Genomic DNA, 13,693 nt, shown 5'->3' with positions numbered 1-13,693 from the left:
AAAACGATGGCGACCGACGTAATCGTCCCAACGCTGGGCGAATCGATCACCGAAGCGACCTTGGGCCAGTGGCTCAAGCAGCCCGGCGAAGCGGTGAAGGCCGATGAGCCGATCGCCAGCCTGGAGACCGACAAGGTCGCGGTTGAGGTTAATGCGCCGACGGCCGGCGTACTCGCGGAATTCGTCGCGAGCGAGGGCGATACCGTTGCCGTTGGCGCGGTGATTGCGCGTATTCAGGAAGGCGCAGCAGCGCAGACCAGTGCGACGCCTGCTGTGGAAAATCGTACCGCGGTCGGTCAGGCCGAAGCGGCGAAGCCGCCCGAGCCAGCCGCCGCACCGGCCGTAGAGGCCACGCCGGCCGGCTATGGCAATCATGGTGAGGCGGAAGAAGGCGGCACCGGTGGCCAGGCCTTGTCTCCGTCCGTTCGCCGCGCTGTGCTGGAGCATGGCCTGGATGCGTCGACGATCAAGGGCACTGGCAAGGACGGCCGCCTGACGAAGGACGACGTCCTGCTGGCGGCGCAATCCGCCCCAGCCCAGGCGCGTGCCCCGGCCGCTGCGGCGGCGAGCGCCCCCGCTGCGAGCGTGTCGGCGCCGTCGACCTCCGGCGGTCGCAAGGAAGAGCGCGTCCGCATGTCGCGCCTGCGCCAGACGGTCGCAAAGCGGCTGAAGGAAGCGCAGAATACGGCAGCGATGCTCACGACGTTCAACGACGTCGACATGACCGAGGTCATTGCTGCACGTACCAAATATAAGGACCTGTTCGAGAAGAAGCATGGCGTGCGCCTTGGCTTCATGGGCTTCTTCGTGAAGGCGGCATGCCAGGCCCTGCGCGATATCCCGGCGGTCAACGGCTCGATCGAGGGCGATGAGATCGTCTATCACGATTATGCCGACATTTCGGTCGCCGTTTCGGCGCCGAACGGTCTGGTCGTGCCCGTCATTCGCGACGCGCAGGATATGTCGGTCGCCACGATCGAGAAGACGATCGGCGATTTCGGCAAGCGCGCCAAGGACGGTACGCTCAAGATGGACGAGATGAAGGGCGGCACCTTCACCATCTCCAATGGCGGCGTATTCGGATCGCTGATGTCGACGCCGATCATCAATCCGCCCCAGTCGGCCGTGCTCGGCCTGCACCGGATCGAGGAGCGCCCCGTGGTGCGCGACGGCCAGGTGGTCGTCCGCCCGATGATGTACCTCGCCCTTAGCTACGATCACCGCCTGATCGACGGCCGCGAAGCGGTGACCTTCCTGGTCGCGCTCAAGAACGCGATCGAGGATCCGACGCGCCTGCTGATCGATCTGTAAACGTAAGCAGGAATACCCATATTACGTTCGGGCTGAGCTTGTCGAAGCCTCGTATTTCTTCCTGAACGGACTTCAGAAAGTGCAGCCCTTCGACAAGCTCAGGGCGAACGGAGTGGCTAATGGCTGACTATGATTTCGACGTCCTGGTAATCGGTTCGGGACCGGGCGGTTATGTTGCGGCTATTCGCGCTGCGCAGCTCGGGCTCAAGACCGCCTGCGCCGAAAGCCGCGAGACGCTCGGTGGCACGTGCCTTAACGTCGGCTGCATCCCCTCGAAGGCGCTGCTCCACGCGTCCGAACTGTATGACGAGGCCGCCTCCGGCAAGCTTGCCAAACTTGGCGTCAAGATCGACGGCATGAGCCTTGATCTCGATGCGATGCACGCGCAGCGTATCGACGCGGTCAAGCAGCTCACCGGCGGCATCGAATATCTGTTCAAGAAGAATAAGGTGGAGTGGCTGAAGGGCCATGCCGCCTTTGAAAGCGCGGATACGGTCAAGATTGGCGATCGCACCGTGCGCGCCAAGAATATCGTGATCGCGACCGGCTCGTCCGTCACCCCGCTGCCGGGCGTCGAGATCGACCAGCAAGTGGTCGTCGATTCGACCGGCGCGCTCGAGCTGGCGAAGGTGCCCGGCCATATGGTCGTGATCGGCGGTGGCGTGATCGGGCTGGAGCTGGGCTCGGTCTGGCGGCGCGTCGGCGCCAAAGTGACGGTGGTTGAGTTCCTCGATCAGATCCTGCCGGGCATGGACGCGGAGATCCGCAAGGAATCCAACAAGATCTTCAAGAAGCAGGGCATGGAGCTCCGGCTTTCGACCAAGGTCACGAAGGTCGAACGTTCCGGCGAAAAGGCCATCCTGACGGTCGAACCGTCGGCCGGCGGTGCCGCCGAGACGATCGAGGCGGATGTCGTGCTGGTCGCGATCGGCCGCCGCGCCAATACCGATGGGCTCGCGCTCGACAAGGCCGGCCTCGCCGTGAACACGCGCGGCCAGATTGAGATCGAGCATGATTTCGGCACCATCGTCCCCGGCATCTGGGCGATTGGGGACGTCGTTCCCGGCCCGATGCTCGCGCACAAGGCCGAGGATGAAGGCATTGCGGTTGCCGAGAATATCGCCGGCCTGACCGGTATCGTGAATCACGATATCATTCCCAGCGTCGTCTACACCACGCCCGAAATCGCTGGCGTTGGTTTGACCGAAGAGCAGGCCAAGGAACGCGGCCCGATCAAGGTCGGCAAGTTCCCGATGCTCGCCAACAGCCGCGCCAAGACCAATCACGAACCGGATGGCTTCGTGAAGATCATCGCCGACGCCGAAAGCGATCGCGTGCTTGGCGTGTGGATCATCGCCACCCTCGGTGGGACCATGATCGCCCAGGCGGCGCAAGCGATGGAATTCGGCGCGACCAGCGAAGACATTGCTTACACCTGCCATGCGCATCCGACGCATTCCGAAGCGATCAAGGAAGCGGCGATGGCGGTGACTGGCAAGCCGATCCACATCTGAAGACGGGCGGGGCAACGCTTCCGCCGGTCGTCTTCCTGGGCTGGAACCGGGCAACCGATGCCGGTCTGGCGCGTATTTTGCGTATCCGTAACGATACCAGGATCGATGCATGCGCGTGGCAACGGCGACGATGACGACCATGGCCCTGTTGCTGGCCGGGTGCGGCGAGAAAACGGCCGAGCTTCCGACCGAGCCGCTGGAACGCGCCGCCGCCTGCGGCGTGCTGGAGGCCGCAAATGCGCGCGAGTCGGCCGGCCCCAAAGGCGAACTGCCGGCGGAGGCGCAGGGTCGCGTCCTTCATTATGCGATGCTCTATGCGTCGGAAGGCGGCGCATTCGATAAAGCGAAATTCAACGCTGCATCGAAGCGGATGCCGGCCCTGTTCGACACGCTTATCAAGGGCAAGTGGCAGAATTTGCGCCCGGCCTGCGCCAGCGCTTACCCCCCGACGCAGATCGCAACGCCACGCCTGCCGTCCAAGCCGCTCGATGCGATGCTGCAATGTTATACGATGGCCGATTTCCTGCACACCGCATCGACGCAGTTGGACGACCGCTATGGCCTGCTCATCAGCAAACTCGACAACAAGATGACGCCCGCCTTACGCGCGGCGGGGATCGCGAACGGCGCTGCGTTGACCGAAAAGAAGAGCGCCGCATTGGCGTCTGCTGCCAAGCTTGGTCAGCCGGTCGCCGTTATCAAGGCGTGCGAAGCCCAATATGGTGGCTAAGCTGGCTTAGTCGATCCGCTGCCCCAGCACCTGATAGGCCATTACAGCGCAGGAAATCGCGGCATTCAGGCTATCGGCCTTGCCCAGCATCGGGATCTTTACGCGCAGGTCGCACGCCGCGGCATAGTCGGCAGGCAAGCCTTGCGCCTCGTTACCGACCATCAGGAAGGTGGGTGCGACATAATCGGGCGCACGATAATCTACGCTGGTATCCAGGCTGAGGCCGACCAATTGCCCTTCGCCTTCGCGCAGCCAGGGCAGGAATTCATCCCATCGCGCTTGTGCGATGCGTTGCGTGAACATGGCGCCCATGCTGGCGCGCACCGCCTCGACCGAGAAGGGGTCGACCGTGTCGTCGATCAGGATCAGCCCGCCCGCGCCGACCGCGTCGCCGGTGCGTAATATCGTGCCGAGGTTGCCCGGATCGCGCATCGCCTGGGCCACCAGCCAGATGCCGGCGGCGCTGCGATCGATGCGCGCGAGTCCTGTATCGAACTGACGGTAGACGCCCAGGACGACCTGCGGGTTATCCTTGCCGGAAAGCTTATGAAGAATGTCGCGGCTGGTCTCGATCACCTCGCCGCCATTGCGTTCAACCTTGCCGGACAAGCGTTGTACGATCGGGTGATCGCCGCTTTCTCGCGCGAAGAAGAGCATTTCGGGGAGAGTGCCGGCCTCCTCGGCTTCGGCCAGAATACGCAGGCCCTCCGCCAGGAACAGCCGTTCCTCGCGGCGATGGCGTTTGTCGCGCAACCCCCGAACACGCTTGATCAGGGGGTTGGAAAAGGCGGTGATTTCACGCGGCATCGGGCAGCGTCTAGCCGCGCCCGATGCCGGAGAGAAGTGTCAGCTAGGGCGGGTCGGGCGAATCGTCGCCGGTGCAGGTGCCGCCCCGTTCTTGGGTGGCGGCGGAATGGTGATCATCACGTCCTCGCCCGAGCGTCCCGGGAAGCCGGCGAACATCGCCTCGACGAGGTTCGGTACGAGCCGCGGCAACGCCTGATCGGTGGAACGCGCGCGGGCGCGGCCTTCAAACAATGCCTGGCCATCCGCGGTGCGGCGGATCTTCATCTCGAGCTGGCTAACATAATAGGTATAGCTGTTGACCTGCGGGCCGCCGAACGGATCATACCAGAACGGGTCGTTCCAGCCGTAATAGAAGCCGCGGCCATAGAGCCCGCCGCCCCGGAAGCCGCGACCATAGCCATAGCCGAACCGGCCGCCGCCCCAAGCGCCATAGGGCCCCCAGCCCCAGCCGCCGATGCCAGGCGTGGTCACGACCTTCTCATGACCATTGTCGACGCCATAATCGATCGAAACAACGAAGGTCGGTTTGCCGTCGCCATCCGCCTGGCGGTAGCCAAGGGCGTTCAAGCGCGCTGCGACCTGCTGGGCATAGGTCTGAAATTCGATACCACCCTGTTTGCGCGGATCGGCGGCCTGCACAACGAAGCTCTGGCCCTGCGGCGGCGGCATCATCTGGAAGCGGGACACGTCCGCGCGAAACGGCGTAGCGCACGCGCTGACGAGCAGCAGTGCGGCGGGGGCGGCAATGGTAAGAAGCGTGCGGCGGAAAGACATAGTCTTGTGTCCCGATAGGCTGGAAAGCGGCGCTAAGCCCGTGTTACTTAACCACGATTGAACGTTCCGAACATGCGGTCAGTTGCTCGACTCATCGTGCAACTACAGCCCTAGGGCGGCATAAGCGCCGCTAAGTGTTGGTGCCGCAATGAGATTGGCCTTTTCGGCGCCTAGCTTGAGCAGCCGGTCCAGCTCGGCGGGATCTTGCTGCAGCTGCGCGAAACGGGATCCGATCGGGCGCAGCTTCTCTACCGTAAGCTCTGCCAGAGCGGGCTTGAACGCGCCGAAGCCCTGACCGGCGAAGCGCGCGAGCACGTCGTTCACGCTTTCGTCCGACAGCGCCGAATAGATAGTCACCAGATTTTTCGCTTCCGGCCGGCTGTCCAGCAAGGCCGGATCGTCGGGCAGGGGCTCTGGATCGGTCTTGGCCTTACGGATCTTCTGGGCGATCAGGTCGGGATCATCGGCCAGGTTGATGCGGCTCATGTCGGACGGGTCCGACTTCGACATTTTGGCGGCACCGTCGCGGAGCGACATGATCCGCGCCGCGGCCGGCGGGATGATCGCTTCGGGCAGGGTGAAGAGCTCCACCGCATAATCGGTGTTGAATTTGGTCGCGACATCGCGCGCCAGTTCCAGATGCTGTTTCTGGTCGTCTCCCACCGGGACATGCGTCGCCTGGTACAGCAACACGTCCGCGGCCTGCAGCACCGGATAAGTATAAAGCGCGACGGAGGCGCCCTCGCGATTCTTGCCGGACTTGTCCTTGAACTGGGTCATCCGGTTGAGCCAGCCGACGCGCGCCGTGCCGTTGAGCAACCAAGCGAGTTCTGCATGCGCCGGCACATCGCGTTGGCGGAACAACGTCGATCGCGTCGGATCGACCCCGCACGCGATCAAAGCTGCGGCCATTTCCCGAATGCCGCGCCGCAGTTCGACCGGGTCCTGATATTGGCTGATCGCATGGAGATCGGCGAGGAAGAAGAAGCATTCGCCGCCACTTTCTTCCATCGCATCCTGCATGCGCACCCAGTTCCGGATCGCGCCCAGATAATTGCCGAGATGGAGATTGCCGGTGGGCTGGATGCCTGAGACGGTGCGCATGATCCGCGTGCTGTCGTGCACCCGATGCGGCCCGTCAAGCGCTGGTCGGTCTGGAGACTAGCGGCGGCGTACCAGCAGTTTGATGTCCTCACGCCGGAACGCCCCAGTGGCGAAGCAGGCGATCGCATAGACGATGGCCCCGCCACCACAGAACAGCAGCAGCGCCGTGATTCGAATCGGCAGCGACCGGATGAGATGCTCTTCGACATAGGGCGCCGACAGGTACAGGACCGCGCCCATCATCAAGGCCGCCAGTAGCAAACGTGGAATGCGGCGGCGCAGGCGCGCATCGGCGGTAAAATGGCCGCGTTGACCCAAGGTCCGGTAAAGCATGGCGACATTGACGGTCGACGAAAGCGCGGTGGCCAGGGGAGGGCCCATCGTGCCGATCGTCGGGATCAGGATAAGGTTTCCGACGATATTCACCCCGACGGAAAGGATCGCGTAGCGCACCGGCGTGCGCGTATCGGCCCGTGCATAAAAGCCCGGGGTCAGCACCTTGACGAGAACATAAGACGGCAAGCCGACGGAAAAGGCGCTGAGCGCCCAGGCCACCCGGGTCGTGTCAGCGGCAGTGAAGGCGCCATGCTGGAAGACGCCCCGCACGATCGGATGGGCCGCGAAAATGAACGCCGCCGTCGCGGGCAGGGTCAGGAACAGCGCGAGTTCGATGCCGCGATTCTGCGTCTCCATCGCCTCGGCCTCCTGACCCCTGGTCAGCAGGCGTGACACGGTCGGCAGCAACACCGTGCCCAGGCCGATACCAATCATGCCGAGTGGCAATTGGTTCAGCCGATCGGCATAATAGAGCGCCGAGATCGAGCCCGCCGACAGCAAGGCTCCGGCAAGCGCAGTCGAAATGACGAGGTTGATCTGCGACGCGCCCGCGCCCGTGGCGGCGGGCAGGATCAGCTTCATAAGCTGCTTGACGTCGTCGTCCCAGACCGGCCGGCGCAGCCGCATGCTCACCCCGGCGCGGCGGCAGGCATGAATCAGCCAGAGCAGTTGGAGAATGCCGCCGATTGTCACGGAAATCGCCTGTACCCGCGCCGTCGCATAGGCATCGGGGCCGTGGAAGAAGAACAGCCCCCCCACCATGGCAATATTCAACAGGATCGGCGCGGCCGCATTCACCCAGAATCGTTCGAGCGAATTCAGGATGCTGCCGAGCAGCGACGCAAGGCTGATCAGCATCAGATAGGGAATGGTGATCCGGGACAAGAGCACGGCGAAGGCAAATTGCTCGGGCGTGGGATGCTGGCGATGGAAGCCGCCGGCAAGCAGCCATGTAATCGGCCATGCAGCGATCAGCATGACGGCCGTGAAGACGAGCAGGAAGGGGAAGAGTACCGCCAGCGCGCGTTCAGCGAAATCGACCGCGGTCCTGGTATCCCCCTCCGCTGCCTTGCGGTTGAACATGGGGATGAACGCCGCCGAAAAGGCCCCTTCGGCAAAGAAGGCGCGGAACATGTTCGGCAATCTGAACGCCACCAGGAAGGCGTCGGACGCGAAGCCGGCGCCGACATAGGTCGCCTGCAACGTGTCGCGGACCAACGCCAGCAGTCGGCTGACGAGCGTCAGCCCGCCAACCGACCCAAGCGAGCGGGCCAGCCGCACCGGCGCTGTTCCCCCCGCTCTTGCTTACGCCTGACCGGCGGGCTCGCTCTCGGCCAGCTGGCCCGCTGCGGCTGCCTGCTGAAGATACATGGCGCCGAAATCGATCGGATCGAGCAGCAGCGGCGGGAAATTGCCGTCGCGCACGACTTCCGCCACGATCCGCCGGGCGAACGGGAAGAGCAGGCGCGGCGCTTCCGCGTAGAGGAACGGCGCAAGCTGTTCCGGATCGATGTTGCGCGCGCCGAACAGGCCGGCATAGACCAGCTCAACCGCGAACATGGTCGAGTTGCTCTCGCCGATCGCGCGAATCTCGATCTTCATCGACACTTCGTGCACATCTTCGGCCACCGGCGTCACGCCGATGTGGAACTGCACGTCGATCTGCGGCTGCACCTGCGATTGATAGACGGCCGGCGCGTTCGGGTTCTCGAACGACAGATCCTTCACATATTGCGCGATCAGGCCGATCTGCGCCTCTGTGTCGGCACCGTTGGGGAGGGCGCCTTCGGGCGCTGCATTGCTGTCGTCTTCGGCCATGGCGTATTCGTCCTGAATGTCTGGAGCGGGACCGCCGCATTGGGTCCCGCGGGCGGCCCGCCGCTAGCAGCACGGCCGGACGAGGGCAATGCGGAACCCCAGGGCCGGCGCCGCGTCTAGCAGTTGGTCGGTTTGCAGATTGGCCGCGCGCGTCCTATGTAGTGCGTGTAAAATTTTGGAGGTCGGGTGGCCACGCTGATCGTTCTTGCCCTGGTATTCGTGTTCGTAGCGCTTCGCTTGTGGAGTGTGCTCGGACGGCGCACGGGTCATGAGCAGTCGCTCGTGAAGCCGGAAAGCGTACCGACAGTACGTAATGTGCTGGTCAAGACGCCCGATGCTGATCGCGCACCCGTGGTCGGGCAGGAGCCCGCGACTTCGCCCAGCGCTGCGGCCGGATTGCGTGCAATCGCTGCTGCTGATCCGCAATTTGATTTGCCACGCTTCATCGAAGGTGCGCGCTCCGCTTACGGGATGGTTCTGGAAGCCTATTGGCGGGGTGATCAGGAAACGCTCGACAAGCTCGTCGACTCCGACGTTGCAAGCGCCTTTGCCCAGGCTATCCAGGCGCGTGAGGAAGATGGCGAGACGCTGGACAACCGGCTGGTCTCGATCGAGCAGGCGCAAATAGACGATGCCCGCATCGATAATGGCGTTGCTCATATCCGAATTCGGTTTGAGGCCGATGTGGCGGCGGTCACCCGAGATCGCGACGGCAATGTCGTCGCGGGATCGTTGACTGACGCTGTGCCGACCCATGACGTCTGGACGTTCAGCCGTGAGATCAAATCGCCCAATCCGAACTGGATGCTGACCGAGACCGACGAAGCGATTTGATCGGTCGATGATGGGAGGGTCACTTCGCCGTGCCGGGGGGGCGCTCGCCCTGGCGATGCTGGTCGCAGCCTGCGCTACGACGCCGCGTCCGCGCCCGACCCCACCCGTGCCGGTCCCGACGCCGACGCGGCCGCCGGCGCGGCCCACGCCGCCACCTCCGCAGCCTTCAAATCCCAAGACTGCCGCTGAGGCAGGGGTTGCGCCGGGTCCGCCAGTGTCCTCGCTCGACCTGACCGCAGACCAGGCAAGCGCGGCCCTGTCTGCGTTCAAATCGTCGTGCCGTGCGCTGATGAAGCGGCGGGATGTCAGTGGCCTGACCGAGCCGGGTGCCTGGGCACCGGCCTGCGCCGCCGCCGCCGCGCCGGACGTCAATCCGATCAGCTTCTTCCCAGCCCAGTTCGAAACGCTGCTGGTGGGTTCGGGCGCGCTGTTCGCGACCGGCTATTACGAGCCGGAGATTGACGGCTCGCGCACGCACGAACCGGGCTATGACGTTCCGGTCTACAAGCGCCCCCCTGACCTGGTCGAACGTGACAGCGGCGTCGCTGCCGGCGGCCCGCCGACAGGACGGAAAGCGCGCGGCCGGCTCCAGGACGGCAAGCTGGTTCCTTATTATGACCGTGCCGCCATCGATGCCGGTGCGCTCTCCGGACAGGGGCTGGAACTTGCCTGGGCCAAGGATCCGGTCGAGTTCTTTTTCCTGCAGATCCAGGGATCCGGTCGGTTGTCGCTACCCGATGGCAGCGTGATGCGGATCGGCTATGATTCGCAGAATGGGCGCGAATATACCGGCATCGGCAAGATGATGCGGGACCAGGGCCTGATCGGCCCGGGCACGACCTACGCCACGTCGATGCAGGGGATCATGCAATATATTGCCGATCATCCGGATCAGACGCGCACGATCCTGGAAGCCAATAAAAGCTTCGTATTCTTTCGGGAATTGACGGGCGCCGGCCCGATCGGGGCGCTGGGCGCGCCGGTGGTTGGTCATGTCAGCGTCGCGGCCGACCCTGCCTTCATTCCGCTGGGAGCGCCTTTGTGGCTGTCCGCCGATCGCCCCGAGGTGACCGGACTGTGGGTTGCGCAGGATACGGGCGGTGCGATCAAGGGGCCCAATCGCGTCGATACCTTTTGGGGCGCGGGCGTCGCGGCGCGGATTACGGCCGGTGGCATGTCTGCACGCGGGCAGATGCTGATCCTGGTGCCGCGCGGCACTCTCGCGAAATTGCGGCATGAAGCGCAGGAAGAACGACGCGATGCCACCGGGGCCACGTCTCAGCGCTGAAGAACTCGCGCTTTGGGCGCGTGTCGCATCCACAGTGACACCGCTCCAGGGGCGGGCTGTTGCCGGGGATATTGTGGCGGCTGCACATGTGCCGATCCGGGCTGGGTCTGGCCGTCCCCGAGCCGGACTTGGCACTCCGGCCGAGCAAACATATGAGCCGCGCGCACCACGTCCGGCGCCGGGGCCGCCTTCCGACACGTTGGACGGCGGATGGGATCGACGTTTGCGTCAGGGCAGCGTCGCGCCGGAGCGGACCATCGACCTGCACGGCCACACGCTGCTCAGCGCACAATCTGCGCTCGAACATGCGCTCGCACGGGCGGTGGCGGACGATGTCCGGGTGCTCCTGGTCATCACCGGCAAGCCGCCCAAGCCCGATGCGCGGGGTCGTGGCTTGATTCGCGCGAGCATTGGCGACTGGCTGGGCACGTCCGGCTTTAGGGATCGGATTGCGGCGGTCCGGCACGCGCATCCGCGCCATGGCGGCAACGGTGCGCTCTACGTCATTCTTAGGCGAAGGCGCGGCGGATGATCTCGGCGTAGATGTCTGTCAAAGCGTGAAGATCGGCGACCGCCACGGCCTCGTTCAGTTTATGCATCGTGGCATTGATCAGGCCGAACTCGACGGTTGGTGCCAGCTTTGACAGGAACCGTGCATCCGATGTGCCGCCGGTGGTGGAGAATTCCGGCGTAACGCCCGTGACCTGCGTGATGGCAGCACCGACCAGTGCCGAGAATGGGCCCGGTTGCGTCAGAAAAGCTTCGCCCGAAATCCGGGCGTCGACCGTCCCCTGCGGGGCCTCGGCCGTGACGATCGCAGTCACGCGATCGACCAGATCGGCCCCGCGCTGCATGTCGTTGAAGCGGATATTCAGGCGCGCACGGGCCGTGCCTGGAATGACGTTGGTGGCGGCGTTGCCGGTGTCGATGTCCGTAAATTCCAGGTTGGACGGCTGGAACCACGCATTGCCTTCGTCCAGCTCCAGCGCGGATAGCTGCGCGATGATCCGTGCGAGCGCGGGAATCGGATTGTCTGCCAGATGCGGGTAGGCGACATGCCCCTGCGTGCCGGGCACGGTGATCCACATGTTCACGGATCCGCGCCGGCCAATCTTGATCGTATCGCCAAGGCGAGCCCCCGACGTCGGTTCTCCCACCAGGATCATGTCGGGCCTGTGCCCGTGCGCCTGCATCCATTCGATGATGGCCGTCGTGCCGTGCGTCGCCGGGCCTTCCTCATCCCCGGTAATGATGCAGGCAAGCGTCCCGGTATGGTCACGTATGCCGGCAGCCGCTGCGACGAAGGCGGCGATCGCGCCCTTCATGTCGACCGCGCCGCGGCCGTACAGCAGGCCCCCATCAAGGCGCGGAGTAAAAGCCGAGTCGGTCCAGCCGTCCCCGGGCGGAACGACGTCGCTATGTCCAGCAAAAGCAAAGAAGGGCGCACCGCTGCCACGAATGGCGAACAGATTTTCGATTGGCCCGTCGGGCGGGCCGCCGTTGGTAAATCGGTGAAGCGTGAAGCCTTGCGCCGCCAGCGCATTCGCGATCACCTGCTGGGCGCCTGCGTCGGTGGGGGTGACGCTGGGGCAGGCGATCAATTGGCCGGCAAGATCGACAGGATCGAACAACATGCCCGCCGGTTAGCGCGGACCTGGCCGCGCGTCATGCTGAACTTGCTGGCCGCCCCCGTCGTTGCACGCGAAGCGTTGCAATCGGGCCGTGATGCATAGGTACAGGTCGCGCCGTAGCTCGCCGCCGCGCAATGAACGATCCTATGATCGTCATCACGCGGCAGCGAGGCCATAGAGCGGATATTATCGCGCGCCGGTCTTCCGCACCGCGCCGCGATGCGCGCCGGGCGCGCCCTTGCGCGGACCGAAATGGCGCTTGGGGGCGCCGCCGGCCGGACGTTCGCCGGGACGGCCGGCATCGGAACGACCGCCACCATCGCGACGCTGGCCCTGGCCGTGGCGCTGACCGTGCGGACGGTCGGGACGCTCGTCGGACTTAGCCGGCTTCGGCAGCTTGGCCTGCTCCGCCAGGAAATTCTCCGGCAGCGGCACGATCGTCGGACGCACGCGCGTCAGCTTCTCGATGCCGCGCAGATAGGCCCGCTCGTCATCCGCCACGTAGGAAATGGCGAGGCCAGTCGCGCCGGCGCGCGCGGTGCGGCCGATGCGGTGGACATATTGCTCCGGCACGTTCGGCAGCTCGAAGTTGAAGACGTGGCTCACGCCCGACACGTCGATGCCGCGCGCGGCGATATCGGTCGCGACCAGGATCGGGGCGAGGCCCGACTTGAACTCAGCCAGAGCACGCTCGCGCTGCGGCTGGCTCTTATTGCCGTGGATCGCATTGGCCGGGATGCCGGCGGCGACGAGATGCTTCACGACGCGATCGGCACCATGCTTGGTGCGGGTGAACACCAGTGCACGCTCCACCGTCTCGCGCTTCAGCGTAAGCGTCAGCAACGCCTGCTTCTCGGCCTGGTTGACGTAGGTGATGAACTGCTCGACGCGCTCGGCGGTGGTCGACGGCGGTGCCACCGAGACCTTGGCCGGGTTGGTCAGAAAGCTGTCGCCCAGATCGGCGATCGTCTTCGGCATCGTTGCAGAGAAGAACAACGTCTGGCGCTTCTTGGGCACCAGCTGATGGATGCGCTTCAGCGCGTGGATGAAGCCCAGGTCGAGCATCTGATCAGCCTCGTCGAGGACGAGGATCTCGACGTCGCGCAGCGTCAGGGCGCGCTGATCGATCAGGTCGAGCAAGCGGCCCGGGGTCGCCACCAGAATGTCGATACCAGCCTGAAGCTGCCGCATCTGACGGTTGATCGGCACGCCGCCAAACACGGTCATGACCGAGAGGCGGAGATTCTTGCCGTACGCGATGAAGCTTTCGGCGATCTGGCTGGCCAGTTCGCGCGTCGGTGCCAGCACCAGCATGCGGCAGCCCTTGGGCGGACGCGGCTTGAACTCAGCAGCAAGGCGATGAAGCGACGGCAGCGCGAACGCGGCGGTCTTGCCAGTGCCGGTCTGGGCGATACCGCACAGATCGCGGCCTTCCATCACGACAGGAATAGCCTGCGCTTGAATGGGGGTGGGGATTTCATAGCCCTTGGCGGCAAGCGCCTGCTGCAGTGGGGCGGCGAGGCCGAGGTCAGAAAATTTGATCAAG

General features: G+C 64.6%; 13 protein-coding genes. 6 read left to right on the top strand and 7 right to left on the bottom strand.

From position 1 onward, the window contains the following. Window positions 1–6: 6 nt before the first annotated feature. The 3 genes from odhB to ACSBM8_RS15635 all read left to right on the top strand — a co-directional run bounded on the left by odhB (window position 7) and on the right by ACSBM8_RS15635 (window position 3,555). Window positions 7–1,311, top strand: a complete 1,305-nt coding sequence (gene odhB, locus ACSBM8_RS15645) for a 2-oxoglutarate dehydrogenase complex dihydrolipoyllysine-residue succinyltransferase (protein ID WP_442678922.1) — start codon at window positions 7–9, stop codon at window positions 1,309–1,311. 119 nt (window positions 1,312–1,430) lie between these two features. Then, the gene (gene lpdA / locus ACSBM8_RS15640; protein ID WP_442678921.1) at window positions 1,431–2,825 is read left to right on the top strand and encodes a dihydrolipoyl dehydrogenase; all 1,395 of its coding nucleotides are present in this window, start codon (window positions 1,431–1,433) and stop codon (window positions 2,823–2,825) included. 109 nt (window positions 2,826–2,934) lie between these two features. Then, complete coding sequence (locus tag ACSBM8_RS15635) at window positions 2,935–3,555, top strand: hypothetical protein (RefSeq protein ID WP_442678920.1); 621 nt, start codon at window positions 2,935–2,937, stop codon at window positions 3,553–3,555. A 6-nt stretch (window positions 3,556–3,561) separates the two neighbouring features. Here ACSBM8_RS15635 and ACSBM8_RS15630 read toward each other — a convergent pair whose 3' ends face one another. The 5 genes from ACSBM8_RS15630 to secB all read right to left on the bottom strand — a co-directional run bounded on the left by ACSBM8_RS15630 (window position 3,562) and on the right by secB (window position 8,394). Beyond that, window positions 3,562–4,362: a TrmH family RNA methyltransferase gene (locus ACSBM8_RS15630; RefSeq protein WP_442678919.1), complete on the bottom strand. Its 801-nt coding sequence runs from the start codon at window positions 4,360–4,362 to the stop codon at window positions 3,562–3,564. Window positions 4,363–4,401: 39 nt separating this feature from the next. Next, on the bottom strand, window positions 4,402–5,136 hold the full coding sequence (locus ACSBM8_RS15625; protein ID WP_442678918.1) for a DUF4136 domain-containing protein: 735 nt from the start codon (window positions 5,134–5,136) through the stop codon (window positions 4,402–4,404). Window positions 5,137–5,238: 102 nt separating this feature from the next. Further along, a complete protein-coding gene (trpS, locus tag ACSBM8_RS15620; protein ID WP_442678917.1) occupies window positions 5,239–6,240 on the bottom strand; it encodes a tryptophan--tRNA ligase in 1,002 nt (333 codons plus the stop codon). Between the two features lie 57 nt (window positions 6,241–6,297). Further along, window positions 6,298–7,857 carry a murein biosynthesis integral membrane protein MurJ gene (murJ, locus tag ACSBM8_RS15615; protein WP_442678916.1) on the bottom strand — a complete coding sequence of 520 codons (1,560 nt, stop codon included), beginning with the start codon at window positions 7,855–7,857 and terminating at the stop codon, window positions 6,298–6,300. A gap of 24 nt (window positions 7,858–7,881) precedes the next feature. Beyond that, complete coding sequence (gene secB, locus ACSBM8_RS15610; RefSeq protein ID WP_442678915.1) at window positions 7,882–8,394, bottom strand: protein-export chaperone SecB; 513 nt, start codon at window positions 8,392–8,394, stop codon at window positions 7,882–7,884. 186 nt (window positions 8,395–8,580) lie between these two features. Between secB and ACSBM8_RS15605 the strand changes: the two genes are divergently transcribed. The 3 genes from ACSBM8_RS15605 to ACSBM8_RS15595 all read left to right on the top strand — a co-directional run bounded on the left by ACSBM8_RS15605 (window position 8,581) and on the right by ACSBM8_RS15595 (window position 11,048). Next, the gene (locus ACSBM8_RS15605; protein ID WP_442678914.1) at window positions 8,581–9,228 is read left to right on the top strand and encodes a Tim44/TimA family putative adaptor protein; all 648 of its coding nucleotides are present in this window, start codon (window positions 8,581–8,583) and stop codon (window positions 9,226–9,228) included. 10 nt (window positions 9,229–9,238) lie between these two features. Beyond that, on the top strand, window positions 9,239–10,516 hold the full coding sequence (mltA, locus tag ACSBM8_RS15600; protein ID WP_442681617.1) for a murein transglycosylase A: 1,278 nt from the start codon (window positions 9,239–9,241) through the stop codon (window positions 10,514–10,516). Window positions 10,517–10,739: 223 nt separating this feature from the next. Next, window positions 10,740–11,048, top strand: coding sequence for a Smr/MutS family protein (locus ACSBM8_RS15595; protein WP_442678913.1), 309 nt, complete (start codon window positions 10,740–10,742; stop codon window positions 11,046–11,048). Here the strand turns inward: ACSBM8_RS15595 and dapE are convergent. Together dapE and ACSBM8_RS15585 are read right to left on the bottom strand one after the other, a co-directional pair. After that, on the bottom strand, window positions 11,026–12,150 hold the full coding sequence (gene dapE, locus ACSBM8_RS15590) for a succinyl-diaminopimelate desuccinylase (protein WP_442678912.1): 1,125 nt from the start codon (window positions 12,148–12,150) through the stop codon (window positions 11,026–11,028). The two genes, ACSBM8_RS15595 and dapE, sit on opposite strands and share 23 nt — an antisense overlap. Before the next feature lie 183 nt (window positions 12,151–12,333). After that, the gene (locus tag ACSBM8_RS15585) at window positions 12,334–13,689 is read right to left on the bottom strand and encodes a DEAD/DEAH box helicase (RefSeq protein ID WP_442681616.1); all 1,356 of its coding nucleotides are present in this window, start codon (window positions 13,687–13,689) and stop codon (window positions 12,334–12,336) included. Between the last annotated feature and the right edge of the window lie 4 nt (window positions 13,690–13,693).

The organism is Sphingomonas sp. ASY06-1R (assembly GCF_052180265.1).
Classification (GTDB): Bacteria; Pseudomonadota; Alphaproteobacteria; order Sphingomonadales; family Sphingomonadaceae; genus Sphingomonas_I.
The sequence above is the reverse complement of the archived record's forward strand: the minus strand, read 5'-3'. Positions and strand labels throughout refer to the sequence as shown.

Coding starts and splice junctions, on each gene's coding strand:
- ACSBM8_RS15625 (WP_442678918.1), bottom strand. CDS start 5,136: ATGTCTTTCCGCCGCACGCTTCTTACCATTGCCGCCCCCGCCGCACTG.
- mltA (WP_442681617.1), top strand. CDS start 9,239: ATGGGAGGGTCACTTCGCCGTGCCGGGGGGGCGCTCGCCCTGGCGATG.
- ACSBM8_RS15630 (WP_442678919.1), bottom strand. CDS start 4,362: ATGCCGCGTGAAATCACCGCCTTTTCCAACCCCCTGATCAAGCGTGTT.
- ACSBM8_RS15635 (WP_442678920.1), top strand. CDS start 2,935: ATGCGCGTGGCAACGGCGACGATGACGACCATGGCCCTGTTGCTGGCC.
- trpS (WP_442678917.1), bottom strand. CDS start 6,240: ATGCGCACCGTCTCAGGCATCCAGCCCACCGGCAATCTCCATCTCGGC.
- dapE (WP_442678912.1), bottom strand. CDS start 12,150: ATGTTGTTCGATCCTGTCGATCTTGCCGGCCAATTGATCGCCTGCCCC.
- lpdA (WP_442678921.1), top strand. CDS start 1,431: ATGGCTGACTATGATTTCGACGTCCTGGTAATCGGTTCGGGACCGGGC.
- odhB (WP_442678922.1), top strand. CDS start 7: ATGGCGACCGACGTAATCGTCCCAACGCTGGGCGAATCGATCACCGAA.
- secB (WP_442678915.1), bottom strand. CDS start 8,394: ATGGCCGAAGACGACAGCAATGCAGCGCCCGAAGGCGCCCTCCCCAAC.